19 protein-coding genes and 1 pseudogene are annotated in these 26342 nt (G+C 71.4%); 13 read left to right on the forward strand and 7 right to left on the reverse strand.

The genetic code is table 11. The features are described 5' to 3' along the window. Positions 1-778: succinate--CoA ligase subunit alpha (gene sucD / locus E1J50_RS10020; protein WP_132253038.1), on the forward strand; the 778-nt coding region annotated here is incomplete at its 5' end. A gap of 114 nt (positions 779-892) precedes the next feature. Here the strand turns inward: sucD and E1J50_RS10025 are convergent. Continuing rightward, positions 893-1276: pseudogene (locus E1J50_RS10025) on the reverse strand (MFS transporter); the annotation flags it as partial. Positions 1277-1473: 197 nt separating this feature from the next. Here E1J50_RS10025 and E1J50_RS10030 point away from each other — a divergent pair. From E1J50_RS10030 to fdhF, 4 genes are all read left to right on the forward strand, one after another. Continuing rightward, complete coding sequence (locus E1J50_RS10030; RefSeq protein WP_132253040.1) at positions 1474-2166, forward strand: GntR family transcriptional regulator; 693 nt, start codon at positions 1474-1476, stop codon at positions 2164-2166. A 430-nt stretch (positions 2167-2596) separates the two neighbouring features. Next, positions 2597-2911 carry a hypothetical protein gene (locus E1J50_RS10035; protein ID WP_132253043.1) on the forward strand — a complete coding sequence of 105 codons (315 nt, stop codon included), beginning with the start codon at positions 2597-2599 and terminating at the stop codon, positions 2909-2911. Between the two features lie 531 nt (positions 2912-3442). Beyond that, positions 3443-5161: an NAD(P)H-dependent oxidoreductase subunit E gene (locus tag E1J50_RS10040; protein ID WP_132253045.1), complete on the forward strand. Its 1719-nt coding sequence runs from the start codon at positions 3443-3445 to the stop codon at positions 5159-5161. A gap of 118 nt (positions 5162-5279) precedes the next feature. Next, on the forward strand, positions 5280-8249 hold the full coding sequence (gene fdhF, locus E1J50_RS10045; protein ID WP_405029852.1) for a formate dehydrogenase subunit alpha: 2970 nt from the start codon (positions 5280-5282) through the stop codon (positions 8247-8249). Between the two features lie 194 nt (positions 8250-8443). On the opposite strand, the gene E1J50_RS10050 is transcribed toward fdhF, so the two are convergent. Next, on the reverse strand, positions 8444-8782 hold the full coding sequence (locus tag E1J50_RS10050) for a hypothetical protein (RefSeq protein WP_132253048.1): 339 nt from the start codon (positions 8780-8782) through the stop codon (positions 8444-8446). A 223-nt stretch (positions 8783-9005) separates the two neighbouring features. Here E1J50_RS10050 and E1J50_RS10055 point away from each other — a divergent pair, with 223 nt between their 5' ends. From E1J50_RS10055 to E1J50_RS10070, 5 genes are all read left to right on the forward strand, one after another. After that, positions 9006-10061: an HD-GYP domain-containing protein gene (locus tag E1J50_RS10055; RefSeq protein WP_342635895.1), complete on the forward strand. Its 1056-nt coding sequence runs from the start codon at positions 9006-9008 to the stop codon at positions 10059-10061. 71 nt (positions 10062-10132) lie between these two features. Beyond that, positions 10133-10267 (forward strand): hypothetical protein, encoded by a 135-nt coding sequence (locus E1J50_RS28325; RefSeq protein WP_281024555.1) that lies wholly within the window; start codon positions 10133-10135, stop codon positions 10265-10267. Between the two features lie 204 nt (positions 10268-10471). Beyond that, the gene (locus tag E1J50_RS10060; protein ID WP_245516506.1) at positions 10472-10768 is read left to right on the forward strand and encodes a hypothetical protein; all 297 of its coding nucleotides are present in this window, start codon (positions 10472-10474) and stop codon (positions 10766-10768) included. Between the two features lie 311 nt (positions 10769-11079). Then, the gene (locus E1J50_RS10065; protein WP_132253056.1) at positions 11080-13050 is read left to right on the forward strand and encodes an acyl CoA:acetate/3-ketoacid CoA transferase; all 1971 of its coding nucleotides are present in this window, start codon (positions 11080-11082) and stop codon (positions 13048-13050) included. A 119-nt stretch (positions 13051-13169) separates the two neighbouring features. After that, the gene (locus E1J50_RS10070; protein ID WP_132253058.1) at positions 13170-15185 is read left to right on the forward strand and encodes an elongation factor G; all 2016 of its coding nucleotides are present in this window, start codon (positions 13170-13172) and stop codon (positions 15183-15185) included. A gap of 47 nt (positions 15186-15232) precedes the next feature. Here the strand turns inward: E1J50_RS10070 and E1J50_RS10075 are convergent, their stop codons facing one another. From E1J50_RS10075 to E1J50_RS10085, 3 genes are all read right to left on the reverse strand, one after another. Beyond that, positions 15233-16828: an acyl-CoA dehydrogenase family protein gene (locus tag E1J50_RS10075; protein WP_132253061.1), complete on the reverse strand. Its 1596-nt coding sequence runs from the start codon at positions 16826-16828 to the stop codon at positions 15233-15235. Between the two features lie 43 nt (positions 16829-16871). Next, positions 16872-17255, reverse strand: a complete 384-nt coding sequence (locus E1J50_RS10080) for a DUF1476 domain-containing protein (protein ID WP_132253063.1) — start codon at positions 17253-17255, stop codon at positions 16872-16874. A 207-nt stretch (positions 17256-17462) separates the two neighbouring features. Next, entirely contained in the window at positions 17463-17690 is a 228-nt protein-coding gene (locus tag E1J50_RS10085; RefSeq protein ID WP_132253065.1) for a hypothetical protein, read from the reverse strand. 274 nt (positions 17691-17964) lie between these two features. Between E1J50_RS10085 and E1J50_RS10090 the strand changes: the two genes are divergently transcribed. Beyond that, a complete protein-coding gene (locus tag E1J50_RS10090) occupies positions 17965-19401 on the forward strand; it encodes a phospholipase D-like domain-containing protein (protein ID WP_132253068.1) in 1437 nt (478 codons plus the stop codon). Here E1J50_RS10090 and E1J50_RS10095 read toward each other — a convergent pair. After that, entirely contained in the window at positions 19334-20203 is an 870-nt protein-coding gene (locus tag E1J50_RS10095; RefSeq protein WP_132253070.1) for an endonuclease/exonuclease/phosphatase family protein, read from the reverse strand. The two genes, E1J50_RS10090 and E1J50_RS10095, sit on opposite strands and share 68 nt — an antisense overlap. Before the next feature lie 321 nt (positions 20204-20524). On the opposite strand from E1J50_RS10095, the gene E1J50_RS10100 reads away from it, so the two are divergent. Further along, positions 20525-21796: a metallophosphoesterase family protein gene (locus tag E1J50_RS10100; RefSeq protein ID WP_132253073.1), complete on the forward strand. Its 1272-nt coding sequence runs from the start codon at positions 20525-20527 to the stop codon at positions 21794-21796. 24 nt (positions 21797-21820) lie between these two features. Beyond that, the gene (locus E1J50_RS10105; protein WP_132253075.1) at positions 21821-25285 is read left to right on the forward strand and encodes an ATP-binding protein; all 3465 of its coding nucleotides are present in this window, start codon (positions 21821-21823) and stop codon (positions 25283-25285) included. 137 nt (positions 25286-25422) lie between these two features. Here the strand turns inward: E1J50_RS10105 and E1J50_RS10110 are convergent, their stop codons facing one another. Continuing rightward, entirely contained in the window at positions 25423-26280 is an 858-nt protein-coding gene (locus E1J50_RS10110; protein ID WP_132253078.1) for a DUF6456 domain-containing protein, read from the reverse strand. Between the last annotated feature and the right edge of the window lie 62 nt (positions 26281-26342).

Genomic DNA, 26342 nt, shown 5'->3' on the forward strand with positions numbered 1-26342 from the left:
GGGGGGCACGAGCCCGGGCAAGGGCGGCTCGACGCATCTCGGCCTGCCGGTGTTCGACACGGTGGCGGAGGCGCGGGAGGCGACGGGGGCTCAGGCGAGCGTGGTCTACGTGCCGCCGCCGGGCGCGGCGGACGCGATCCTGGAGGCTGTGGCGGCGGAGGTCCCCCTGATCGTGTGCATCACGGAGGGGATCCCGGTGCTCGACATGGTGCGGGTGAAGCGGGCGCTTCTCGGCTCGAAGTCGCGGCTTGTGGGTCCGAACTGCCCCGGGATCGTGACGGCGGGGGAGAGCAAGATCGGGATCATGCCGGCCAACATCTTCCGGCCGGGCAGCGTGGGGATCGTGTCGCGGTCGGGCACGCTGACCTACGAGGCGGTGTTCCAGACGACGACGGCGGGTCTGGGTCAGACGACGGCGGTCGGGATCGGGGGCGATCCGGTCAAGGGGACGGAGTTCATCGACGTTCTGGAGCTGTTTCTGGCGGATCCGAAGACGGAGTCGATCGTGATGATCGGCGAGATCGGGGGCTCGGCGGAGGAGGAGGCGGCGCAGTTCCTGGTGGACGAGGCGCGTCGGGGCCGTCGCAAGCCGATGGTGGGGTTCATCGCGGGCCGGACGGCGCCTCCGGGTCGGCGGATGGGTCATGCGGGGGCGATCATCTCGGGCGGCAAGGGGGGCGCGGAGGACAAGATCGCGGCGATGGAGGCGGCCGGCATCCGGGTCTCGCCCTCGCCCGCCCGCCTCGGATCAACACTCCTCGAACGCCTCAAAGGCTGAACCACCCTCCGGGGGCGGGACGCGTCCCGCCCTCTCCGACGAAGACGGGGCGCCCGTCCGGAAACGGACGGGCGCCCTTCGTTCAGGGGCCTTCCTCCCAACCCCGCTGGGGGCCGCGCCGGCGCCCGTGCCGCCGATCGCGGCCGCGATGTAGAGGGTGGTCAGCGACTCGGCGTAGGAGTTCATCACCCAGGCGATGCCGCAGAGCAGGCCGCCGAACAGCGTGACGATGCGCGGGCCGTACTTGTCGACGAACCATCCCTCGATGGGGACGAGCCAGGTTTCGGTGACGACGAAGAGCGTAAAGGCGATCTGGATCGCGGCGCGATCCCAGCCGTGACGCTCCTGCATGGGGTTGACGAAGAAGGTCCGGCCGTACTGCATGTTCGCGATCATGCACATGCAGACGACGCCGAAGGCCAATTGCAGCCATTGGCGTGAGCGTACGCGAGTAGGCTGGCGCCATGCGCGCGCCCCCGACCGGGGATGCGATCTCATGAATTGACAGATTGTATCTGGTATACCAGAATCTATTCCATGATCGGAGCCCGTGTCAGGCAGCACGATCGGGCAGAAACACGAGGAAGATCAGGGCAGAACACTAGGCGGTGTTCAGGCTTTGCAGTAGGTCTCGGCGCCCGTGCGTGGATTTCGCCGGCCTGCGGCGCGGAGCCGAAGAACGTTTGGGTGCGGTAATGGTGAAAAGCGATCAGTTCAACATCACGCCGATCGTCGCGAGCTCGAGCCTGCGGACGCTGGCGTACGAGGCGCTGAAGGCCGCCATCACCAACATGGACATCTACGGCCGCGCCGAGGAAGTCCGGCTCGACGAGCGCAAGCTATCCCAGGATCTCGGCGTCAGCCGCACGCCCGTGCGCGAGGCCCTGACGGTCCTTGAGCAGGAGGGCTTCGTGCGCTCCGAGGCGCGTCGCGGCGTCTTCGTCATCAAGAAGACGAAGAAGGAGATCGTGGGCATGATCCACGCCTGGGCCGCGCTCGAGAGCATGGCCGCGCGGCTCGCCTGCGAGCGCGCGACGGACGCCCAGCTGAAATCCCTGCGCGAGATGTTCCCGGAATTCTACGAGGGCCGGCCCTCGGAGCACATCGACGAGTATTCGGACGCCAATATCCGCTTCCACCAGAAGATCATCTCGCTGGGGCAGTGCGAGGTGATCGAGGACCTGTCGAGCAACCTGCTGATGCATGTGCGCGGCATCCGGAACACGGCTCTGCGCCAGGGCGACCGGTCCGAGAAGTCGATCAAGGAGCACGTTCAGATCATCAAGGCGCTGGAGGCCCGCCAGAAGGAGGTCGCGGAGACCCTAGTGCGCGATCACGGCCTCGGCCTCGCCGCCCACGTCAACACCTACGGCGATTACCTCGAATAGCGGCTGCGACGGGGCGCGAGCCCCTGACCCTTCCCGCGACCGAGCGAGGGGGCCGCCGAGTTCGATCGGCGGCCCCCTCTCCGTTTCGGCCCGCGCACGCTTGGAGGCAGGCAAGCGGAGGCGTGTGCCGGGTGCGGAGCACCCGATGGCAGGCGCGACGCCCCTCGAACAGAGCTCCCGGCAGATTTCGAGGGCACGGGCGCATGTCAGGCTGGTATCTGGTATACAAAGCTGGTATGCACCTCGGGTCCTTCCTGAGACATGGGACTACCTTCAGCGCGCTCTCGGCAGGGAGCGCGTTTTTCTTGTTCCCTCGCGCCCCACGGGCAGTCTCCTCCCTCCGATCCGGGGCGTTGCGGAAACGAGAAGCATCCTCTCGACGTTGAGCGCTGCGGGCCGTTCGATCTCGGCGCGGCGGAGACGGATCAGGATGAGCGATCACCGAAGTCACGAGGCGCTGGCCGATGCCGTCGCGGCGGCCTATGCCGAGGGGACGCGCCCTCCGCTCACCCCCGACCTCATCGGACAGGTCCGCACGGCCGTTCTGTCGGATGGCCTCGCGGGGTGCGATCCGGAGGACCCCACCTGCATCGACCGGATCAATCGGGCCCTCGATGCCTTCGAGGTAGCCCTTGAGGCGGTTGCCGGGCCGCGCCTCGTCGCGTTCGACCTGCGAACCGGGGCCGCCCGGATGGAGGCTCGTTCGGAGGCGGGTCGCCCCTTGCGGTCATTCGGGGGGCAGTAGCCCCTCGCCGGGGCGTCGGCAGGCCTTCGTCTCCCACCCGCGGATGGGTATGCGCGCGAGAGGGGTCAGGCATGCCTTTGCCGCGAGGCTAAGGTCCGCAGTCAGGTCTCCGACCCCGTTCAGGCGGTGTTTCTGACGGTGCGTACCGACCGGCAATAAATTTCCTGTCCCGCATTTTCGCAGCTTCGACCCGTTCCAAAGCCCGATTTTGAGGCAGGCACGGCGGGATCGACCGCATTTCTGCATCATTGTGCAAGAAATGTCGCATCGCAAAAGGAAATATTTCTGGTCGCAAGGATTGACGCACTCCCCACAGGAGAAGGTCAGGGACAGCCGCCGACCGCCAAAGCTTAAGTCTTGGAAACTTCTCGCCCTCTGAATCGCATGCTATGCCCCTCGCGGCATAGTGGGACGCAGGCATCGCGATGGACCTCCGCTCGCGGCGCCGGACACCGACTTGCCTCGTCCTGACGCGCCGCAACGGTCTGCAGCGACCCTTGTATTTTGTATGCCAGAGGCTAGAGTGGCGGGATGAACCAGCACGATAACTCCCGCGTCCAGCGGTTCGATCACCCCGGCCTCGGTCGCGAGCGTGCGAGGCCCGTGCCGAAGGGACGCCAGGTCGATCCCAGCGCCAAGGTCGAGATCGAGGCGCTGCTCGGCGACCGCTCGCGCCAGCGGGATCTCCTGATCGAGCACCTGCACCTGATCCAGGACACCTACGGCCAGATCAGCGCCGCCCATCTCGCGGCGCTCGCCGACGAGATGCGGCTCGCCTTCGCCGAGGTGTTCGAGACCGCGACCTTCTACGCGCATTTCGACGTGATCCGGGACGGCGAGGCCTCGATCCCCTCCCTCACCGTGCGCGTCTGCGACAGCATCACCTGCGCGATGCACGGCTCCGAGGACCTGCTCTCGGCGCTCCAGGCGGAGCTCGGCTCCGAGGTGCGGGTCGTGCGGGCGCCCTGCGTGGGCCTCTGCGACCATGCTCCCGCGGTCGAGGTCGGCCACAACTTCCTGCACCGGGCGGACGTGGCGAGCGTCAAGGCCGCGGTCGAGGCGCGCGATACCCACGCCCATATCCCGGCCTACGTCGATTACGACGCCTACCGGGCGGGCGGCGGCTACAAGACCCTGGAGCGCCTGCGCTCGGGCGAACTCGGCGTGGAGGACGTGCTCAAGGTCCTCGACGACGGGGCCCTGCGCGGGCTCGGGGGCGCCGGCTTCCCGACGGGCCGCAAGTGGCGCTCGGTGCGCGGCGAGCCCGGACCCCGCCTGATGGCGATCAACGGCGACGAGGGCGAGCCCGGCACCTTCAAGGACCAGCTCTACCTCAACACCGATCCCCACCGCTTCCTCGAGGGCACCCTGATCGGCGCGCACGTCGTCGAGGCCGAGGACGTCTACCTCTACATCCGCGACGAGTATCCGATCGCCCGCGAGATCCTCGCCCGCGAGATCGCCAAGCTCCCGGCCGGCGGCCCCCGCCTGCACCTGCGCCGCGGCGCGGGCGCCTATATCTGCGGCGAGGAATCGTCGCTGATCGAGTCGCTCGAAGGCAAGCGCGGTCTGCCGCGGCACAAGCCGCCCTTCCCGTTCCAGGTCGGCCTGTTCGGGCGCCCCACCCTCATCAACAACGTCGAGACCGTGTTCTGGGTGCGCGACCTGATCGAGCGCGGGGCCGAGTGGTGGAAGAGCCACGGCCGCAACGGCTCGGCGGGCCTGCGCTCCTACTCGGTCTCGGGTCGGGTGAGGGAGCCGGGCGTCAAGCTCGCCCCCGCCGGCATCACCGTGCAGGAGTTGATCGACGAGTTCTGCGGCGGCATGGCCGACGGGCACAGCTTCGCGGCCTACCTCCCGGGCGGCGCCTCGGGCGGCATCCTGCCGGCCTCGATGGGCGACATTCCCCTCGATTTCGGCAAGCTCGAGAAATACGGCTGCTTCATCGGCTCGGCCGCCGTCGTCATCCTGTCGGACAAGGACGACGTCCAGGGCGCGGCCCTCAACCTGATGCGCTTCTTCGAGGACGAGTCCTGCGGCCAGTGCACCCCCTGCCGGGCGGGCACCCAGAAGGCCCGGATGCTGATGGAGAACGGCATCTGGGACACCGAGCTCCTCGGCGAGCTGTCGCAATGCATGCGGGACGCCTCGATCTGCGGCCTCGGCCAAGCGGCCTCGAATCCGCTGACGAGCGTTATCAAGTTCTTCCCCGACCTGTTCCCCACTCCGCGCCCGATGGCGGCGGAGTAGGCGGGAGCCCGGCCGGGTACGCGCGAAGCCAGGGCCGCCGCCTCCGGCGGCCCCCACGAGAACGAGCCGCCGGTGCGTGCCCTCTCAAGGGCAGCCCAGCGGGCGGGAGCGGAACCTGATGAGCAGCGGCACCCAGAACAGCAACCCGAGCGGCACAGACCCCCTCGTGAAGGGCCCGACCGGCCCGCAGGACGCGGGCGGCCAGGGCTCCGGCACGACGGCGCAGGGCGGCTCCTACTCGCAGGGGCAGAAATCCGGCGGCCAGCAGGGCCCGGCCCCGAGCGGCACGCTCGGCCTGAGGAACATCCCGGCCGGCATTCCCGGCGTGGTGTTCGAGTTCGACGGGCAACAGATCGAGGCGCGGCCCGGCGAGACGATCTGGCAGGTGGCCCAGCGCCTCGGCACGCACATCCCCCATCTCTGCCACAAGCCTGATCCCGGCTACCGGCCGGACGGCAATTGCCGCGCCTGCATGGTCGAGATCGAGGGCGAGCGCGTCCTCGCCGCGTCCTGCAAGCGCGTGCCCGGCGTCGGCATGAAGGTGAAGTCGCAGAGCGACCGGGCCGTGAAGGCCCGCGCCATGGTGATGGAGCTTCTCGTCGCCGACCAGCCGGCCCGCGAGACCTCGCACGACCCGGATTCGCATTTCTGGCACCAGGCCGACCACGTCGAGATCAGCGAGAGCCGCTTCCCGGCGGTGGAGCGCTGGCAGCCCGACGTCAGCCACCCGGCGATGAGCGTCAATCTCGACGCCTGCATCCAGTGCAACCTCTGCGTCCGCGCTTGCCGCGAGGTCCAGGTTAACGACGTGATCGGCATGGCCTACCGCGCGGCCGACGCCAAGGTCGTGTTCGACTTCGACGACCCGATGGGCCAGTCGACCTGCGTCGCCTGCGGCGAGTGCGTGCAGGCCTGCCCGACCGGTGCCCTGATGCCCGCGGCCTATCTCGACGCGAACCAGACCCGCACGGTCTATCCGGACCGCGAGGTCGATTCCCTCTGCCCGTATTGCGGCGTCGGCTGCCAGGTCTCCTACAAGGTCAAGGACGAGAAGATCGTCTACGCGGAGGGCCGCGACGGTCCGGCCAACCGCAACCGGCTCTGCGTGAAGGGCCGCTTCGGCTTCGACTACATCCACCACCCCCACCGCCTGACGAAGCCGCTGATCCGCCTCGACGGCGTCGCCAAGGACGCGAACGATCAGGTCGATCCGGCCAATCCCTGGACGCATTTCCGTGAGGCGACCTGGGAGGAGGCCCTGGAGCGCGCGGCCGGCGGCCTCAGGGGCATCCGCGACCAGCACGGCCCGAAGGCCCTCGCCGGCTTCGGCTCGGCCAAGGGCTCGAACGAGGAGGCCTACCTCTTCCAGAAGCTCGTGCGCCTCGGCTTCGGCTCGAACAATGTCGACCATTGCACGCGCCTCTGCCACGCCTCGTCGGTGGCCGCGCTCATGGAGGGGCTGAACTCGGGTGCGGTCTCGGCGCCGTTCTCGGCCGCCCTCGACGCCGAGGTCATCGTGATCATCGGCGCGAACCCGACCGTGAACCACCCGGTCGCCGCGACCTTCATCAAGAACGCGGTCAAGGAGCGCGGCGCCAAGCTCATCATCATGGACCCGCGCCGTCAGGTCCTGTCGCGCCACGCCCACAAGCACCTCGCCTTCAAGCCGGGCTCGGACGTGGCGATGCTCAACGCGATGCTGAACGTCATCGTGGAGGAAGGCCTCTACGACGAGCAGTACATCGCCGGGTACACGGAGAACTTCGACGCGCTGAAGGAGCGCATCCACGAGTTCACCCCGGAGAAGATGGCGCCCGTCTGCGGCATCGACGCCGAGACCCTGCGGGAGACGGCCCGTCTCTACGCGCGCTCCCGCGCCTCGATCATCTTCTGGGGCATGGGCGTCAGCCAGCACGTCCACGGCACGGACAATGCCCGCTGCCTGATCGCGCTCGCGCTGACGACCGGCCAGATCGGCCGCCCCGGCACCGGCCTCCACCCGCTGCGCGGGCAGAACAACGTGCAGGGCGCATCCGACGCCGGCCTGATCCCGATGGTCTACCCGGATTATCAATCCGTCGAGAAGGCGGCGGTCCGCGAGCTGTTCGAGAACTTCTGGGGCCAGTCCCTCGACCGCAAGGCCGGGCTCACGGTCGTCGAGATCATGCGGGCGATCCATGCCGGCGAGATCCGCGGCATGTATGTCGAGGGCGAGAACCCGGCGATGTCGGACCCCGACCTCAACCATGCCCGGCACGCGCTCGCGATGCTCGACCACCTCGTGGTGCAGGACCTGTTCCTGACCGAGACCGCCTTTCACGCCGACGTGGTGCTCCCGGCCTCGGCCTTCGCCGAGAAGGCGGGCAGCTTCACCAACACCGACCGCCGCGTGCAGATCGCCCGGCCGGTGGTGCCGCCGCCCGGTGATGCGCGCCAGGATTGGTGGATCATCCAGGAGGTCGCCAACCGGATGGGCCTGTCCTGGACCTACAAGAGCCCCGCCGACGTGTTCAACGAGATGGCGCAGGTGATGCCGTCCTTGAACAACATCACCTGGGAGCGCCTGGAGCGCGAGGGTGCGGTGACCTACCCCGTCGACGCGCCCGACAAGCCCGGCAACGAGATCATCTTCTACGCCGGCTTCCCGACCGAGAGCGGGCGGGCCAAGATCGTGCCTGCCAACATCGTGCCGCCGGACGAGGTGCCCGACACCGAGTTCCCGATGGTGCTCTCCACGGGCCGCGTGCTGGAGCACTGGCACACGGGCTCGATGACCCGCCGCGCGGGCGTCCTCGACGCCCTGGAGCCCGAGGCGGTCGCCTTCATGGCGCCGCGCGAGCTGCACAAGCACGGCCTCACCCCGGGCGACACGATGCGCCTCGAGACCCGCCGCGGCGCCGTGCACGTGAAGGTCCGCTCCGACCGCGACGTGCCGGACGGGTTCATCTTCATGCCCTTCTGCTACGCGGAGGCGGCCGCCAACCTGCTGACGAACCCGGCCCTGGACCCGATGGGCAAGATCCCGGAGTTCAAGTTCTGCGCGGCCCGGATCGGACCGGCCGTGCCGGTGCAGATCGCGGCGGAGTAGCAATCAGCCCCGCGGACCGGCCGGTCCGCGGGGCTTTCCTCACGATGGGGGGATGCCTCACGATGGGGAATGCTCGGGCCCGCGCGGCATAGGCCCGCGTGGCATGGGCCCGCGTGGCATGGGTCTGCGTGGGATGACGCGCGACCGATCCAGGGCGCGTGCCCGAACCGGGGGCCGCCATCCGTGCCGCCCGCTCAGTCGGTCGCGTCGTGGAAACTCAGGCGCAGGCGGAAGCCGTCGTGAACCGCGGCGGGAAGGGGCGCCGACGGTTCTGCGCCGAGGCGCAGCGCGTAGGTCGCCAAGTCCGGCAGCGGCCGCTGGATCGCAGGGGCCATCGCGTAGGCGACGTAGGTCGTCAGGCAGGCGCTCGCCGCGATCTGGGATCCGATGAGCCAGATCAGCCAGCGGCCGGGCTGCCGGCGCCGCACGGCTTCGGGCTCAGGCGGCAGGAATGCGGCCCGGACAGGGGCAGCGGAGGCCGCGAACACGAAGGTGTCGCCGGCCAGATCGACGGACAGGGGCAGATCGCTCATGCCCGCGAGGATCGCCGATCTTCGCTAATGCGCCCTGAATCACAGGATCCCGCTCCCGTCCCGCGAACGGCGAAAGAGCGTGCGGCGCCCGGGACCTCGCAACGAATCCTTACACTTCTTCGTGTAGCCTGAAGGGATCCTTTACCCTCGGGCGCCGTACCGACATCCTGCGGCGACCGAGCCGGACCACCCTCCCATGATGCGGGATGCCTTCGTTCTGATCGTGAGCGACCGACCCGCGCAGGCCGCCGGGCTCGCCCGTGGGATCGAGCGGGTGATGGCCTGCACCTGCCTGGATTTCTCGAGCCCGCTGCCCCAGCGCCGTCCCCTCGCCCTCGTGATCGATCTCGGGACGGGCACGGCCGCCCGTGCGGAGGCACTCGCGGCCCGTCTTCGCGAGCGCCCGCTCCCGACCCTCGTCCTGACCGGGGACCCGACCGGGGACAAGCGGGCGGGAGCGAACGGGGTGGAGGCTTTCGCGGCGCAGGCGGTCCTGCCGGCCGCGACCCCGCGGGAGACGGTGCTCGCCCGGATCCTGGAGATGATCGAGGGGGCCGCCCGCGCCGCGGCGGCCGGCGCCCGGCGCCTCGACGCGCGGGCCGAGGCGGCCACCGGGATCGTGACCGACCTGTTCTTCCGCGCCTCGGCCGACCGGCGGCTGCGCAGAGAAGAGGCCGACCGGGGCACCGAGACCGTGCTCGCCGCCGTCTCCGAGAGCGGGATCCGGGACTGGCTGGACGTGGTCTGGCGCCACGACGCGCAGGTCTACCAGCACACGCTGAGCGTGGCGGGCTACGCGGCCTCGTTCGGCGCGGAGATCGGGCTCGGCAAGGACGACCACCACCGGCTCACCAAGGCCGCGCTGCTGCACGACATCGGCAAGTCGCGCATCCCGGCCCCGATCCTGAACAAGCCGAACGGACTCAACCCCGAGGAGGCCGCGCTCATGCGCAGCCACGCCGTTCTCGGCGCCGAGCTGCTGCGCGCGCAGGGCGACATCGAGGCCGAGATCATCGACGTCGTGCGCCATCACCACGAGAAGCTCGACGGCAGCGGCTACCCGGACGGCCTCGCGGGAGCGGAGATCGCCGATCTCGTGCGCATGGTGACGATCTGCGACATCTTCTCTGCACTGACGGAGCGCCGGGCCTATCGGGGACCGCTCGCGGCGACCGAGGCCGTGCGCATCATGACCGGGATGCGGGGTCAGCTCGACCGCACCCTCCTCAACGCCTTCGCCCCCGTCATCGCGCGCTCCGCCTGCCTGGACTGGTGCTGACGCCCGCTCGATCCTTCGCCGGCCTCGCGCGTTGCCCCCGCCTGTCCCGCACAGTCGCACAGGAGCGCCGCATGACCGCCAACGATCCCATCCATCGCCAGGGCCAGAGCGTCGAGACCGTCGATCAGCTCAGCAGCGTGACCCTCCTCGGCCTCGCGGTCGCCGGCGCCGGCATCGCCGTCGGCATCTTCGCGCTGATCTCCTGACCGCCGGCACGAAAAGAGCCCGCCGCGGCCTCACGGCCGGGCGGGCTCAAGTGCGATCAGGATCCTATGAAGGACTATGGATTGAACGCGCGGACCTGCGCCCCTAATCCCGACCCTTCGCTCGCCAGCGAAAAAAACAGTCTCGAGCCCGCGGCTCTCGCCGCTCCTCTCAAATGATCTGGACAGGCCGGAAAGGCTTGTCGCATGATTCGCCTCAACAAGGCCGGCGGGAGCGGCCCGTGCGAGGAGCGCGACATGCGCGGATACTGGCTCTGCGACACGCCGCAGGGAGCCTTCCGGATCGAGATGATCCGTCTGGCCGGCCGTGACAGCTTCGTGGTCTTCTACGAGAACGAGCCGCTCGGCAGTTGCGAGACCGCCGAGGCGGCTCTGACGCGGCTTATCCAGGGCGGCACCCACAAACCCTCCTGCGGCCTCGACATCTCCCGCATGCCGCTCCCGACCGCCCTGTCCGGTTGGACCTTCGCGTCGGCGCCCTGAGCGCAGATGAGGCTGGGATTTCGCATTCAAAATACTGCCCGCGCCGGCCGCGCTGGCAAGTTTCGTTCAAGCGGACGCCAAAAATTACTGCGATTGCCAGATCGCCGCATCGAATTATCCTGAGAGCAGCGAACACCGACCCGGCCTCGCGCACGCTCGGACGTGCCCCGGTACACACGCGCTGGCCCGCCGCAGGCAGGCCGGTCCTCGCGCGGATCGCTTGGCGGACCAGGGCTCGGAAGAAGCCCGCCGCCGGACGCCCAGGCCGAGCCTCCCGCTCAGCGGAGGCCAGGGAAGGAAACGGAACGCCGATGAAGAAGAACAAGGTCATCACGGCGGACGAGGCGATCGCGCTCATCCGCAACGGCGACGTGGTCACGACGACGGGCTTCGTCCAGAGCTGCATCCCGGAGGCGCTGCACGCGGCGCTGGAGAAGCGCTTCGTCGAGACGAGCGGCCCGCGCGACCTCACGCTCATCATGACGGCGGGCGCTGGCGACAGCAAAGGGCTCGGCACCGGCCGCCTCCACCACGACGGCCTGCTGCGCCGGGTCATCGCCGCGAATTTCGGCCGGATGCCGAAGGTCGCCCAGGCCGCGCAGGAGAACCGGATCATCGGCTACAACCTGCCGCAAGGGGTGATCTCGCAGCTCTACCGGGCCTGCGCCGCGGGCCAGCCCGGGCTGTTCTCGAAGGTCGGCCTCAAGACCTACGTCGACCCGCGCCACGGCGGCGGGCGCGTCAACACGGTGACGACGGACGACATCGTCAAGCTCGTCGAGGTCGATGGCGAGGAGTGGCTCTTCTACACGGCCACCAAGATCGACGTGGCCTTCATCCGCGGCACCTCGGCCGACCCGTCGGGCAACATCTGCATGGCCAAGGAGGCGCTGACGCTGGACAACCTCGCCCAGGCCATGGCCGCCCGCAACAACGGGGGCATCGTCATCGCCCAGGTCGAGCGCATCGTGGAGCAGGGCTCGATCAAGCCGAAGGACGTGCGCGTCCCCGGCATGCTGGTCGATTGCGTGGTGGTGGCCGAGCCCGAGATGCACCGCATGAATTACGGCGTCATGCACGACGCCGCGCTCGCGGGCGAGATCCGGGTGCCGGTCACCGGGATCAAGCGGATGGCGCTGACCGAGCGCAAGATCATCGCGCGCCGCGCCGCCTTCGAGCTCCCGCCGAACGGGGTCGTCAATCTCGGCGTCGGCGCGCCCGAGGGCATCTCCTCGGTCGCCGCCGAGGAGAAGGTCACCCCCTTCATCACCCTGACCACCGAGGCCGGGGCGGTCGGCGGCGTGCTGGCGAGCGGGTCGAGCTTCGGCGCGGCGACCAACGCCGACTGCATCATCGACCAGAACCAGATGTTCGATTTCTACGACGGCGGCGGCCTCGACATGACCTGCCTCGGCATGGCCGAGTGCGATAGCGAGGGCAACGTCAACACGAGCCGCTTCGGCGGCCGCCTGAACGGCTGCGGCGGCTTCATCAACATCTCGCAGAACGCCCGCAAGGTGGTCTTCGCCGGCACCTTCACCAATGGCGGCCTCGTCACGAAGGTCGAGGACGGCAAGCTGCGGATCGTGCAGGAGGGGCGCTCGCGCAAGTTCGTGGAGCGCGTGGAGCAGAACACCTTCAGCGGCCCCTTCGCGCAGGAGCGGAGCCAGCCCGTCCTCTACGTGACGGAGCGCTGCGTCTTCCACCTGACGAAGCGGGGGCTGGAATTGATCGAGGTGGCGCCCGGCATCGACATCGGCCGGGACATCCTCTCGCAGATGAGCTTCACGCCGATCATCGAGAACCCGATCCTGATGGACCGGCGCATCTTCGCCGAGGAGCCGATGGAGCTGCTGGCCGACCTCCTCAACCTGAACCTCAGCGAGCGCGTGAGCTACGACGCCTCGCGCAACCTGCTCTTCGTGAACCTCGAGGGCTGGCAGGTCCGCTCGAAGGGCGACATCGACGCCCTGCGCCAAGTCCTCGAGACCGCCTGCCTGAAGGCGGGCCAGCGGGTCAACTCGGTGATCAACCACGACGGGTTCCGCATCAGCGAGAACCTGTACGACGATTATGCCGAGATGATCGACTACATGGAGAAGTACCATTACCTGACCTCGACCCGCTACGCGACGAGCGCCTTCCTGCGCCTCAAGATGCAGGAGGCCCTGAGCAGGCGCGGGCTCGCGCCGCACATCTTCGAGCGCAAGGAGGATGCCCACGCCTTCCTGAAGGCGGAGGGGATCGGCTCGGGCACGGGCGAGATCGCCTCGGCGGCGTGAGGCGAAGGAACCGCGCCGGCGCGTGACAGCGCGCCGGACTTGCATTTTTCTGCCTGACGCGAGCCTTCCCGCACGGCGGTTCGGCGCTATGATGCCATCCTGAACAGGGGAGGCGTCGCATGGCAGCCCAACCTCGGTGCATCGCTCTCGTCGGGCCGGCGCAGAGCGGTAAGACGGCGCTGCTCGAGGCGCTGATGGAGCGGGCCGGCTCGGGCGAGCGCCCGGCGAAGGCCGGCGAGGGCGCGGAATCCCGTCCCCACGGCATGAGCGTCGAGCCGGGCGTCGCCACGCTGAGCTATCTCGGCGATACCTTCACCATCGTCGATTGTCCCGGCTCGATCGAGTTCCTGCACGGGATGCAGGCGGTGCTGCCGGTCTGCGACGCGGCGGTCGTCGTCTGCGAGGCGGACGAGCGCAAGCTCCCGGCGCTCGAATACGTGCTGCGCATCCTGGAGGCGCAGGGCGTGCCGCGGCTCCTCTTCGTCAACAAGATCGACGCGGCGACCCAGAGCCCTCGCGAGACCCTCGGCCTCCTGCAGGCGGCCTCCGCCACGCCGCTCCTCCTGCGCCAGATCTCGATCTGGCAGGACGGGGCGGCGACGGGCTTCATCGACCTCGCCCTGGAGCGGGCCTTCGTCTACCGCAACCACGCGCCGAGCACGGTGATCGCCCTGCCCGAGGGCGAGTTGCCCCAGGAGAAGGAGGACCGCTTCACGCTGCTCGAACGCCTCGCCGACCACGACGACGTGCTGATGGAACAGCTGATCTCCGAGATCGAGCCCGACCGCGAGCGCATCTTCGGAGATCTCTCCCGGGAGCTTCGCGAGGGGCTCGCCGTCTCGGTCCTGATCGGCTCAGCCGCGCGGTGCAACGGCATCGGGCGCCTCCTGAAGGCTTTGCGCCACGAGGCGCCCGCCCTCGCCGAGACCCGCGCCCGCCTCGGCATCCCGGACGAGGGACCGGCGCTCGCCCAGGTGATCCAGACCCGCCACACGGGTTTCGGCGGCAAGCTCTCGGTCGGCCGCGTGCTGCGGGGGGCGTTCCAGGAGGGCGAGGGCGTGACCGCCTCGGACGGCACGACCTCCCGCATCGCGGGCCTCGTCGCCCTGAGCGGCGGCCAGAACGGCCGGCTCGCCGCCGCCACGGAGGGCGAGACCGTGGGCTTCGGCCGGCTCGAGGGCATCGGCACCCGCGCCTGCTTCGCGGCCGGGACTAATGTCCCCCCGGAACTCGCCGCCCCGCCGCCGCCCGCGCCCGTCTACGCCGCGGCGCTGAAGGTGCGCGACCGGAAGGACGACGTGCGCCTGACGAGCGCGCTCGCCAAGATCACCGAGGAGGATCCGGGCCTCAGCGTCGAGCAGGACGCGGATCTGGAAGAGATCCGCCTCCTCGGCCAGGGCGAGATGCATCTGCGCGTGGCCGTGGAGCGGCTCTCCTCGCGGTTCGGCGTCGCGGTCGACAAGGACCGGCCGAAGGTGGGCTACCGGGAGACGATCCGCTCGGCCGCGACGGGGCGCGGCCGCCACAAGAAGCAGACGGGCGGGCACGGCCAGTTCGCCGACGTGCAGATCGCGGTGCGGCCGCTGCCGCGCGGCGAAGGGTTCCTGTTCGAGGACGAGGTGGTCGGCGGCGCTGTGCCCCGCGCCTACATCCCCTCCGTCGAGACGGGCGCGCGGGCCTATCTGCGCCGCGGCCCGCTGGGCTTCCCGGTGGTCGATCTCTGCGTGACGCTGACCGACGGCGCGGCCCACGCGGTCGATTCCTCGGACGCGGCCTTCCAGGCGGCGGCCCGCCTCGCCCTCGACGACGCCCTGCCGAAGGCCGATCCCGTGCTGCTGGAGCCGATCCTCGCCGTCGAGATCGCCACGCCCTCCGCCTACACGCCCAAGGCCACGGGCGCGGTGACGAGCCGGCGCGGCCAGATCCTCGGCTTCGACGCGCGGCCCGGCTGGCCCGGCTGGGATCTGCTCCAGGCGCAGATCCCGGAAGCCGAGATCTGGGACCTCATCGTCGAGTTACGCTCGGTGACGGCGGGCGTGGGCAGCTTCACCGCCCGGTTCGACCACCGGGCCGAGCTCACCGGCCGCCCGGCCGATCTCGTCCTGGCGAACGGGCTCGCGCGCCGGGCCGGGTGAGTGGCGCGCTCGACCTCCCGTTCAGGAGAGGTCGAGCGCGTCGCGCATCACGCTTCGGGCAGCGCCCGCTCCAGCAACAGGTCCGCCGCCTCGATCGGGTTCGCCCCGAACGTTCCCCGCTCGCGGGCAAGGCGCGTGCGGGCGTAGGCCTCCGCCACCGGGGGCGGTGCGCAGGCCGCGAGCGCCGCGGCGGCGGCCAGCGTCGCGAGGCGGCCGGTGGCGAGGCGGGCCCGGGCCTCCGCATCCGGCGACCGCAGCGCGGCGGCGATCTCCGCGGCCGCCTCGCGGGCGCCCGGCAGCCCCGCGGCCTCGGCGGCGAGTTCGGCCAGGACTGCGTCGGCCGCGTCCGGCGCGCGATGCGCGGCGCGCAGCACGTCGAGCGCCATGACGTTGCCCGATCCCTCCCAGATCGCGTTGACGGGCGCCTCCCGGTAGAGCCGCGGCAGCGGGCTCTCCTCGACGTAGCCGTTGCCGCCGAGGCACTCCATCGCCTCCGCGATCAGGCCCGGCGCCCCCTTGCAGACGCCATATTTCACCGCCGGCGTGAGCAGCCGCATGCGGGCCGTCTCGCCGCGGTCGACGCTCGCCGCGAGCCGCATCGCGAGCGCCGTCTGCGCCTCGGCCTCGAGGGCGAGGTCGGCGAGCACGGCCCGCATGGCCGGCTGCCCGGCGAGCGGCCGCCCGAAGACCTGCCGGTGGCGGGCATGGTGAAGCGCCAGCACCAGCGCCATCCGGGAGAGGCCCGCGGAGGCGAGCGTGCAATCGAGGCGGGTGAGCTGCACCATCCCGATGATGGTGGGCACGCCGCGCCCCTCCTCCCCGATCCGCCAGCCGAAGGCGCCCGCGAACTCGATTTCGGAGGAGGCATTCGAGCGGTTGCCGAGCTTGTCCTTGAGCCGCTGCAGGTGCAGCGCGTTGACCGACCCGTCCGGCCGATGGCGGGGCACGAGGAAGCAGGTGAGGCCGCCGGGCGCCTGCGCGAGGACGAGGAAGCCGTCGCTCATGGGCGCCGAGAGGAACCATTTGTGCCCCGTCAGCGCGTAGGTCTCGCCCCGTGGCTCTGCCCGGGTCGTGTTGGCGCGGACATCCGTGCCGCCCTGCTTCTCCGTCATCCCCATGCCGAGGGTGACGCCCGCCTTCTCGAACCAGGGCCGGAAGCGCGGATCGTAGGTGCGCGCGGAGAGGCGGGGCGCCCAGGCGGCAAGGTGCTCCGGCGCGGCGGTGAGTGCGGCCGCGGCCGCGTTCGTCATCGTCAGGGGGCAGAGATGGCCGCACTCGACGCCCGCCACCACGTAGAGGCGCGCGGCCCGGGCGAGATGGCCGCCCGCCGCGCGGGCGGAGTGGAGCCCGTCGCCGACGCTCGCCTCCATCAGGGCGTGATAGGCCGGGTGGAAATCGACCCCGTCGAGGCGCCGGCCCTGGGCGTCGTGCGTGCGCAGCCGCGGCGGGCTCTCGTTGGCGAGGCGGCCGAGCTCCAGTCGGCCGGACGCGCCCCAGGCAGCCCCGAAGGCGAGGAGCGCGGGCAGATCAGCCTCGGCGCCGTTGGCGGCGAGGGCGCCGCGGAGCGGAGCATCCGCGGCGACGAGGTTTACATCGGCGAAGGGCGGGGACTGGTTGAAGACCGCGTGCGTCTCGGCGCTCATCGGCTCATCATGCGCGGTCCCGCACGTGCCGCAACGCCTGCGGCTAAGACACCATCGGGGTCGGCATCGGGCCTGCGTCCGGGCGCGGCGGATGACCGTCCGCCGCCGGCATCGCCGGCTCGAGGCTCGCCTGCGCGCCGAGGCGCATCAGCTCCGCCCGCAGATTACCCATGGTCTCGATCACGCCGTTGGCCGCCAGATCGGCCTGGATCCGCTCGAGCAGATCCTCGTCCTTGACGCCCTGGACCAGGGAGGCGACCAGTTCGGCCGCATATCCCTCGGCCGCGCGTGCGTCGACACCGAGCTTGGCGGCCGCATACCAGGCGAGCCCACGCATTCGACGGCAGCGCGCGACGAACCGCGCCTCCTCGTCGCGAGCAAAGATCATCTCCGCAGCCCGTTCGCGCTCCTCGAATAGCCTCGCCATCCTGCGTCTCCATCCTTGTCGAGCTTGAACTCCGGCACGAATGCCTTGTCCCGACACGGATGGTACGCTCTTCTTTTCACTTAGACTACGCCAGTGCACATGTGTGTACTGGCGTGAACACTTCACCGGTCGAGTCGGATACCTGTCCTGATCGGCAGAGAGGCGTGGTCTGTCGAGGATGATCGACCGGGCGCGGCTGCGCTCGGCTCAGCGTGCGGCGACGAGCTGGGGCGCGGCCCGCTCACCGCCGAACTCCGTCCAGGTCAGCGCCGCCGAGAGGCAGAGGCCGCTCGCCAGGGCGAGGGCCAGCGCGGACCGGCCGCGCACCGCGTAGCGGACGAGATGGAAGGGCAGGAACAGCAGCTTGAAGAGGGCGCGTGCCGCGAGAATCGCGAGCACCGGGAGGATCGCAAGGGAGAGTCCGATCACGGGCATGCAGGCCAATCCTTCCCAACTCGATGCACGGCGTCTGGGCCTTCGTCACCCACGAACCCGATGGGGCGCCACAAAGCCGGCAACACTATGGAGGCCGCCGAGATTGTCCGCACGGGGCGCCGCCGTCGCAGGCCTGACAGTTCGAATCCGGCGTCAGCCCTGCGGAGACGGGCGAACCGCTTCGAGCCGGATATCCCCAGGCGTGCCTGTCTCCCGCCGGAGGCTTCGCCTAAGGAGGGAGCGGAGCCGCGACGCGGCAGGCTGGCGGACCCCTGTGGAAGACGCGCTCAACCGATGGCTCGAGGCGACGGCCTCGATGCGGGCCGATGTCCTCGCGGTGCTCGGCCTCGTGCTGGCGCTCGGCGTCTCCGGGCATGTCCTGCTGCGCAAGCGCGAGATCAGTGTGGCGATCGGCTGGATCGGGCTCGCCTGGCTCTCCCCGATCTTCGGCACGGGGCTCTACGCCCTGTTCGGCGTCAACCGCGTCTCCCGCCGCGCCCGGCGGCTCCGGCCGAAACCCTCGCAGCAGCCGAGCGACCCGCGCGAGCCCGAGACCAGCATCGAGGCGGATCTGCGCCCGCTGGAGCGGGCGGGTCGGCAGATCACCCAGCTTCCCCTCGTCGCCGGCAACGCCGTCCGCCTCTTCCGCAACGGCGACGAGGCCTACCCGGCGATGCTGGAGGCGATTCGTCGGGCCGAGCGGAGCGTCGCCCTGTCGAGCTACATCTTCCGCGACGACGAGACCGGCCGCGCCTTCTGCGAGGCGCTCGCCGGGGCGAAGGCCCGCGGAGCCGAGGTGCGGGTCCTGATCGACGGGATCGGCGGCGGCTACTTCGATCCCGGCGCCTATCGCCGACTGCGCCGGGCAGGCGTGCCGGCGGGCCTCTTCATGCACTCGGCGCTGCCCTGGCGGATGCCCTTCCTGAACCTGCGCACCCACAAGAAGCTCCTGATCCTCGACGGGGAGAGCGCCTTCACGGGCGGCATCAACATCTCCGACGCGAACCGCGTCTCGCGCAAGCCGCCCCACCCCGTGCGGGACACGCATTTCCGCATCGACGGGCCGGTCGTCGAGCAGCTGATGATGGCCTTCGGCACCGACTGGAACTTCGTGATGAACGAGGAGCTCGACGGCGAGCGCTGGGTCCCGCGCATCGCATGCGCCGGCGAGACCACCGCCCGCGTCGTGACCTCCGGCCCCGACGCCGACATCGAGAAGATCGAGTTCGTGGTGCTGGCCGCGCTCTCCTGCGCGCGCCGCTCGGTGCGCCTCGTGACGCCCTACTTCCTGCCGAGCGAGATCGTGCTGAACGCCCTCGCGCTCGCGTCCCTGCGGGGCGTGACCGTCGACGTGATCATCCCGCGCCGGAGCGACCACCGCTTCGTCGACTGGGCGACGCGGGCCCATCTCGACCCGCTCTTCGAGAGCGGCGTCCGGATCTGGCTCGACGAGCCGCTCTTCGACCACTCGAAGGTCCTCGTCGTCGACGAGGCCTGGGCCTTCGTCGGCAGCGCCAACTGGGACACGCGCAGCTTCCGCCTCAATTTCGAGCTGAACGTCGAGATCTACGATGCCGGCATCGCGCGACGGCTCGACGCCTTCATGGCCGAGAAGATGGACACGCGCCTGACCAAGGACGCGATCACAGGACGCTCGCTCCCGGTGCGCTACCGCGACGCAGGCGCCCGACTGCTGCTGCCATACCTCTGACGGTCCGCTGCGGGCGGCGCACGTCGTCGGTGCCCAGGGTGAGATGCACCACGATCGGCCGATGGTCGGAGGCGCCGCGGGGCAGCACGTCCTTGCCGTGGCAATGGAGGCCGCGCACGAGGCAGCGGTCGAGCCGCAGGGGCAGCACGTCGACCATCGCGTGGGTCGGGTGCCGGGGGCCGACGTCCCGGAAGCCGGGCAACAGGGCCGGGCCGACGAGGTTGTAGTCGCCGAGCACGGCTGCGCGGGGCGGCAGCGCCCGCTCGATGTGGCGGAGCTGGCGCCGGTTCAGCATCTGCCCGTGCGAGAGATGCACGTTGGCGATGCCGAAATCGCCGCAATCGAGCACCTGGCAGACCCGGTGCACCACCGCGCCCGAGGGCAGCGCCAGGATCGCGGGCGGCTCTCCCCAGGGACGGCGGCTCCAGATCGCGAGGCCGTGGATGCGCCCGGGCAGGGGCGCCCAGGCGTAGACGCCGCCGACCCGGTCGGCGATGGCGGCGATGTCGCGGGTCGCCTCCTGCATCAGCAGGAGGTCGGGCTGCTCCTGGTCGATCAGGGCGACCACGTCGGCCACCGCCGCGCCGGTCCGGCGCAGCAGGTTCCAGCTCACGATCTTGTGGGGCCGCGGGTGGTGGAGGGCGGGGACGCGGGTCGCGCCCGGGGAGCCCGGCCGCTGCGCCGGGGCGGGCGCGTGCGGGGTTTCGATCGTCCTCTTGGCCGCCGGCCACTTGCCGAGCCGTCCGAGGCCGCCCGCGCGCCGCTGCGCGAGGCTCTCGCTCCAGCGCTGAAACCGGTTCATCCGCTCAGAGCCCTCCGGCCGCGCGCGGGCGCCGCGGATTCCGACGGCAACCGGGGGACAGGCGCATGGGCGATCTCCGGAGACGTGCGAGCCGGACGGCTCGGGACGGTTCTGGACGCGAACCTTGAGCGGCCCGTTCTACGGCCTCCGTCCCGGCGAAGCGAGACCTCCCGGACGGACAACCGGAGCCGGGGCCGCTCTGCGCAACGCGCGGGGCGCCGGAGCGATCCCGCCGCCATCCCCCGCTGAGATCGCCGGCTTCGTGGCCGAGGCGCGCGGATTCGCTTAAAGACGGGGCGCAACAGGCGCCTCACGCGACCCATGACGAGCTTCACCTTCATCCACGCCGCCGACCTTCACCTCGGCAGCCCGCTCGCGGGCCTCGCCCTCAAGGACGCGGACATCGCCCGGCGCTTCGCCGCGGCCGGGCGGCGGGCCTTCGAGGATCTCGTGACGCGGGCGATCGAGATGGAGGCTGCCTTTCTCCTCGTGGCGGGCGATGTCTACGACGGCGACTGGACCGACAACACGATCGGCCTGTTCTTCGCCCGCCAGGTGGCGCGCCTCGACCGGGCCGGCATCCCGGTCGTGCTCGTGCGCGGCAACCACGACGCCGAGAGCGTGATCACCCGCTCGATCACCCTGCCGCACTCCGTGAAGGTCTATCCGACGCAGCGCGCCGACACGCACCGGCTCGACCACCTGCGGGTGGCGCTGCACGGGCGCAGCTTCCCGAACCGGGCGGTCGAGGAGAATTACGCGCTGGCCTACCCCGCCGCGGTGCCCGGCTGGTTCAACATCGGCCTGCTGCACACCTCCTGCACGGGCCACGCGGCCCACGCCACCTACGCCCCTTGCTCGGTCGCGGATCTCGCGGGCCGCGGCTACGATTACTGGGCGCTCGGCCACGTCCACGACTACGCGGAGCTTTCCCGCGACCCCTGGATCGTCTTCCCCGGCAACCTGCAGGGCCGCAGCGTGCGCGAGTGCGGCGAGAAGGGCGCCGTCGCGGTCGAGGTGGCGGACGGGCGGGTGCGCGCCGTGCGCCGCCTGATCGTCGATCACGCCCGCTTCGCCCTGCTTCCCGTCGATCTTGCGGATGCGGCGAGCGAGCGCGAGGCGATCGCCCGCGTCGAGGATGCCCTGCGCCCGCTCTCCGAGGCCGCGCAGGGGCGGCTCCTCGCGGTTCGGGTGAGCCTGACGGGCGAGACGCCGCTGCACGACCGCCTCGCCGCCGACCGGGAGGGCCTGACCGCCGAGATCCAGGCCGCCGCCCACCGCGTCCACGAGGACATCTGGCTGGAGCGCCTGCGCATCGAGACCGTGCGGCCCCGCGCCGCCACCGCGACCGATCCCGCCCGAGGCTTCGGCCTCGACCCGGCGGAGCTGCTGGCGGCCATCGACCGCGACCCGGATTTCCGCGCCCGGGCCCGGGCGGCGCTCGCCGAGATCACGGGGAAGCTGCCAAGCGGGATGCAGAGTGGGATGCAGGGTGGGGTGCAGCCCGAGGAATCACTGGCCGACGAGCTCGACGCCCTCTGCGCGGAGGCCGAGGCGGTGATCCTCGGGCGCCTGCGCGGTCGGGCCTGCTGAGCGGACGCCTCACGGACACGCGGAATGCGCCTCCTCACCCTCGATCTCGAACGCTACGGCCCCTTCACCGCCCGCCGGGTCACTTTCCGGCCGGATGCACGGCTGCACGTGGTGCTGGGGCCGAACGAGGCGGGCAAGAGCTCGGCGCTCGCCGCCGTCACCGACCTCCTGTTCGGCATTGAGGCCCGCACCCGCTACGCCTTCCTCCACGCCATGCCGGAGATGCGGATCGGCGCCGAGATCGCGGCCGCGGACGGGCGCAGGCTCGCCTTCCGCCGCCGCAAGGGCAACAAGAACACCCTCGTCGACGCCGCCGACGCGGGGCTCTCCGACGACGCGCTCGCGCCCTATCTCGGCGGCCTCACCCGCGAGGTGTTCTGCCGCGCCTTCGGTCTCGACGCGCAATCCCTGCGCGACGGCGGCGGCGAGATGCTCAACAGCGACGGCGAGGTGGGCGCGAGCCTGTTCGCGGCGGCCTCGGGGCTTCGCGGCTACACGAGCCTGCAGGCCGACCTCGACGCCGAGGCCGAGGGGATCTTCATGCCCCGCAAGGCGGAGCACCGGACCTTCTATCAGGCCCTCGGGCGCCACGAGGAGGCCCGCAAGGCGATCCGCCAGGCCGAATTGCGGGCGGGCGACTGGCGCGAATTGAACGACGAGATCGAGGGCGCCGCGCGGAGGCTCGACGAGATCCGGGCCGAGCGCGTGCGCATCGCCGCCGAGCAGGCGCGGCTGGAACGGCTGAAGCGGGTGAGCCCCCTCATCGCCGAGATCGACCGCCTCGCCGGGGCGGCGGAGGCCGATGCGAGCCTCGTCGAGGTGCCCGAGGGCTGGACGGACCGGCTCGGCGCGCGTCTCGACGAGGCGGAGGCCCGGCAGGCCGCGGAGGCCGAGGCGCGCGCGCGCCTGGAGGAGGCCGAGCGCGACCTCGCCTGCGTCGCCGTCGACGACCGGCTGCTCGCGCGCGCCGAGGAGATCCTGGAGGGCTTCCGCGGCATCGACCGCTTCGACAAGGGTGCCTCCGACCTGCCCCGCCTCCAGGGCGAGGCGGACGGGTTCGCGCAGGACCTGGAACGGCTGCGCGTCCGCATCGGCCTGCCCGACGCGGATCAGCTCCGCGCCCGCCAGCCCTCGGACGCCGCCCGCACCCGAATCGAGGGCCTGATCCGGGCGGGGCGGGAATTCGCGGCGTCGCTCGCCCGCCTCGGCGGCGAGCTGGCGCAACGCCGGGCCGAGCACGCGCGCCTCGCCGAGGCGCGGGGGGCGGACGCGCCGCCCGCCGATCCCGCCCCCCTGCGGGCCGACCTCAAGACCCTCGCGCCCCTGCGCAACGAGGTGGCGCGGCGGGACGCGCTCGCGGCCACGATCCAGGGCGAAGCCAAGCAGATCGCGCTGCGGGCCGCGCGGCTGAGCCCGCCGATCCACGATTTCCCCGCCTTCGTCTCCCTGCGCCGGCCCTCGCACGAGACGATCGCCCGCTTCGGCCGGGCGATGGACGGGCTGGAGCGCGACCGCGCGCGGGCCTCCGACCGCCGGGAGGCCGCCGCCCGGACGATCCGGCAGACGCGGGAGCGCATGCGGCGCCGCGAGGCCGGGCGGCCGATCCCGACGCTCGCCGATCTCGCCGCCCTCCGCACCGAGCGCGACGCCCGCCTCGCGCCCCTGCGGGCCCATCTTCTCGGCGAGCCCGGCGCCGGCGACGCGGACGATCTCGCCCGTTTCGAGGACGCGATGCTGGCGGTCGACCGGGCCGCCGACGATCTCATGGCCGACGCCGCCCGCTCTGCCGAGCACGCCGCCGACCGGCAGCGCCTCGACGCGGAGGAGGCAGAGGCCGCCGAGGCCGCACAGGAACTCGCCGCGCTCGACGCGCGCCTGGCGGAGGGCCGCGCCGCCTGGCGCGAGGCCTGGGCGCCCGCCGGCATCGAACCCGCCACGCCCGCCGAGATGACCGCTTGGCTGACGGAGGTCGAGGCGCGGGCCGAGGATTACCTCGCTCTCGAGGGACGCCGTGCCGAGCATGCGCACCTCGCCGCTCGCATCGAGGCGGCCCGCGCCCCGCTCCTCGCCCTGAGCCGCCGCGCGGGCCTTTCCGACCTCGACGGGCTCGATCCGGGACTGATCCTCGCCCGCGCGGAGGATCGCGTCGCGGCGCTGTCCGCCGCCTGGGAAGCGACCCGCGAGGCGCAGGCCCGGGCCCGGGCCATCGCGGAGCAGATCGCTCGGATCGAGGCCGAGCGCGCGCAGGCCGCCGCGCGCCAGGACGCGTGGCGCCTCGAGTGGAGCGCGGCCCTGCAGGGCCTCGGCCTCCGGGCGGACGCCGAGCCCGACGAGGCTTCGAGCGCGCTCGAGGCGTGGCGGGCGGTGCCGACCCTGCTGCGCGAGCACGACAGCCACCTGCGCCGGATCAACGGCATCCGCCGCGACATGGAGGAATACCGCGCGAGCGTGGCGGGGCTGACGGCGGCGCTCGCGCCCGATCTCGCACCGCTGCCTGCGAGCAGCGCCATGAAGGCGCTGCAGGGCCGCCTGCAGGCCGCCTCCCGCGACGAGACCCGGCGCCAGGATCTCGCCCGGCGCAGAACGGATGCGGCGCAGGCGCTGGAGACGGCCGCGCGGGAGGCGCAGGCCGCGCGCGAGGCCCTCGCCGAGCATTGCGCCGCGTTGCCGGAGCCCGACGCCGATAGGGCGGGGCTCCACGCCCGGCTCCTCGCCCGGCGCGCGCTGCGGGCCGAGCTCGCCGTCCGCCGGGCCGAGCTCGCCCGCGCGGCCGAAGGTGTGTCGGAGGAGACCCTGCGCGCGGACCTCGCCGCCGCGACGCCCGACGCGATCGAGGCATCTCTCGCCCAGCTCGCCCTCGACGACGACGACCTCGACCAGCGCGGCAAGGTCGCCTTCGCCGACCGCGACCGGGGCGAGCGCCGCCGTGGCGAGTTGGAGGGCGGCACGGGCGCGGAATTCGCCGCGGCCCAGCGCAGGGCCGCCGAGGCGGAGCTGCAGGCCAGCGCCCGGCAATGGGCGGTCCTCAAGCTCGCGAGCCTCCTCCTCGGCTCGGCGATCGGCCGCCACCGGGCAGGCCAGCAGGACCCGCTCCTGACGCGCGCCGGGGCGCTGTTCGCGGGGCTGACCGGGGGCGCCTTCTCGGGTCTCGCCCAGGAATACGATGAGGCCGACAAGCCCTGCATCGTCGGGCGGCGCCTGTCGGGCGAGATCGTCCACGTCTCGGGCCTCAGCGAGGGCACCCGCGACCAGCTCTACCTCGCGCTGCGCCTCGCCCATCTCGAGGATTACGCCGCCCGCAACGAGCCCGCCCCCTTCATCGGCGACGATCTCTTCCTCACCTTCGACGACGCGCGCACCGCCCACGGCCTGGAGGCGCTCGCCGCGATCGGGGGGACGATCCAGCCGATCCTGTTCACCCACCACCGGCACGTCGCCGAGATCGCGCGGGCGCGGCTGGGAGAGAGCGTCGACGTGCTGGATCTCTGACGGGCGGCCCGCTCCTCGCCGCCGTCCGCTACCCGGTCCCGGCGCCTCCGGGGGAGACGCACGCCCCCTTCGCGGTCAGAGCGGGGGCCGCGCCGTCGGCGTCTTCGGAGCCGCTGGCTGCGGATCTCGTCCTCCCCTCATGCCCGCGCCCGCCACAGCCGGGTGCGCGCATGGTGCGGGCCGGATGCTTCCCTCTGCAGGCCGTAATGCTCGGCCAGGCGAGCGAGCGCGATGCGGGCCACGACCTTGGCCGAACGGGCCGGCCAGCGCCGCTCCGCCTCGATCCGCTCCAGGCCCTTGAGGTGCCCGCACAGGTCGATCAGGAGACCGGCGAGATCGCTGCCCGCGGCGTCCAGGGCGGCACGGACGCGGGCGAGCGCACCCACCACCCGGTCGGATGCCGCGGCCGGGTCGCGCGGGCCGGAGCCGTCGACCCGAGGCTGGGTCCAGTCGACGCCCATCCGTGGCAGAAGCTGGGCCGCCTCGATGTCCCGGCGCAGGCGCTCACCCGCCTCGAAGCTTGCCGCGTCGATGAGCGGTGTTCCGTCCCGCCCGCGGCGGCGTGCCATCCAGGCCAACGGACTCTCGGAGGTATCGCGCAGGCGCCCCTCCGCGCCCCGCTCGCCTGCGTCCTCCAGGTCGAGATGCTGTGCGAGGAAGGCCGCACCCTCCCCGTAATCCGCCGCCGCGCCGCGACGCAGATGCGCGCGTCCGGCCGCACTGATGGCGAGGCGTCCGCGAGGGCCGGGCTCGCGCGTGGCGAGATCGGCGGCCACAAGCGCCGCCCCGGCCGCAGCCGCGAAGCGGCCCCCGCCGATCGAGACGCCCGCCCCGCCGCCGCGCAGGATCAGTCGGCCCTCCTCGATCGGATCGGAGAAGGCGTAGGCGCCCTCGCCCGCGAGGGCGGCGAGGAGGCGGCCCGCGTCCCTGCCGAGCTGGGGGCGGACGTCCGCGCAGGATACGGCATGACGGGTGATACGATCCTTTTTGTTCATGATTTGTTCCAATACGCCTCGATCACGTTGCGCCCGACGACCTGACGTATCGGAAAATGATC

It is taken from the genome of Methylobacterium segetis (genome assembly GCF_004348265.1).
In the GTDB taxonomy this organism is placed as follows: Bacteria; Pseudomonadota; Alphaproteobacteria; order Rhizobiales; family Beijerinckiaceae; genus Methylobacterium; species Methylobacterium segetis.

Bases quoted from the DNA above. Each gene is read 5' to 3' on its own strand.
- E1J50_RS10030 (WP_132253040.1), top strand. From the start codon at position 1,474: ATGGTGAAAAGCGATCAGTTCAACATCACGCCGATCGTCGCGAGCTCG.
- E1J50_RS10035 (WP_132253043.1), top strand. From the start codon at position 2,597: ATGAGCGATCACCGAAGTCACGAGGCGCTGGCCGATGCCGTCGCGGCG.
- E1J50_RS10040 (WP_132253045.1), top strand. From the start codon at position 3,443: ATGAACCAGCACGATAACTCCCGCGTCCAGCGGTTCGATCACCCCGGC.
- fdhF (WP_405029852.1), top strand. From the start codon at position 5,280: ATGAGCAGCGGCACCCAGAACAGCAACCCGAGCGGCACAGACCCCCTC.
- E1J50_RS10050 (WP_132253048.1), bottom strand. From the start codon at position 8,782: ATGAGCGATCTGCCCCTGTCCGTCGATCTGGCCGGCGACACCTTCGTG.
- E1J50_RS28325 (WP_281024555.1), top strand. From the start codon at position 10,133: ATGACCGCCAACGATCCCATCCATCGCCAGGGCCAGAGCGTCGAGACC.
- E1J50_RS10060 (WP_245516506.1), top strand. From the start codon at position 10,472: ATGATTCGCCTCAACAAGGCCGGCGGGAGCGGCCCGTGCGAGGAGCGC.
- E1J50_RS10065 (WP_132253056.1), top strand. From the start codon at position 11,080: ATGAAGAAGAACAAGGTCATCACGGCGGACGAGGCGATCGCGCTCATC.
- E1J50_RS10070 (WP_132253058.1), top strand. From the start codon at position 13,170: ATGGCAGCCCAACCTCGGTGCATCGCTCTCGTCGGGCCGGCGCAGAGC.
- E1J50_RS10075 (WP_132253061.1), bottom strand. From the start codon at position 16,828: ATGAGCGCCGAGACGCACGCGGTCTTCAACCAGTCCCCGCCCTTCGCC.
- E1J50_RS10080 (WP_132253063.1), bottom strand. From the start codon at position 17,255: ATGGCGAGGCTATTCGAGGAGCGCGAACGGGCTGCGGAGATGATCTTT.
- E1J50_RS10085 (WP_132253065.1), bottom strand. From the start codon at position 17,690: ATGCCCGTGATCGGACTCTCCCTTGCGATCCTCCCGGTGCTCGCGATT.
- E1J50_RS10095 (WP_132253070.1), bottom strand. From the start codon at position 20,203: ATGAACCGGTTTCAGCGCTGGAGCGAGAGCCTCGCGCAGCGGCGCGCG.
- E1J50_RS10100 (WP_132253073.1), top strand. From the start codon at position 20,525: ATGACGAGCTTCACCTTCATCCACGCCGCCGACCTTCACCTCGGCAGC.
- E1J50_RS10105 (WP_132253075.1), top strand. From the start codon at position 21,821: ATGCGCCTCCTCACCCTCGATCTCGAACGCTACGGCCCCTTCACCGCC.
- E1J50_RS10110 (WP_132253078.1), bottom strand. From the start codon at position 26,280: ATGAACAAAAAGGATCGTATCACCCGTCATGCCGTATCCTGCGCGGAC.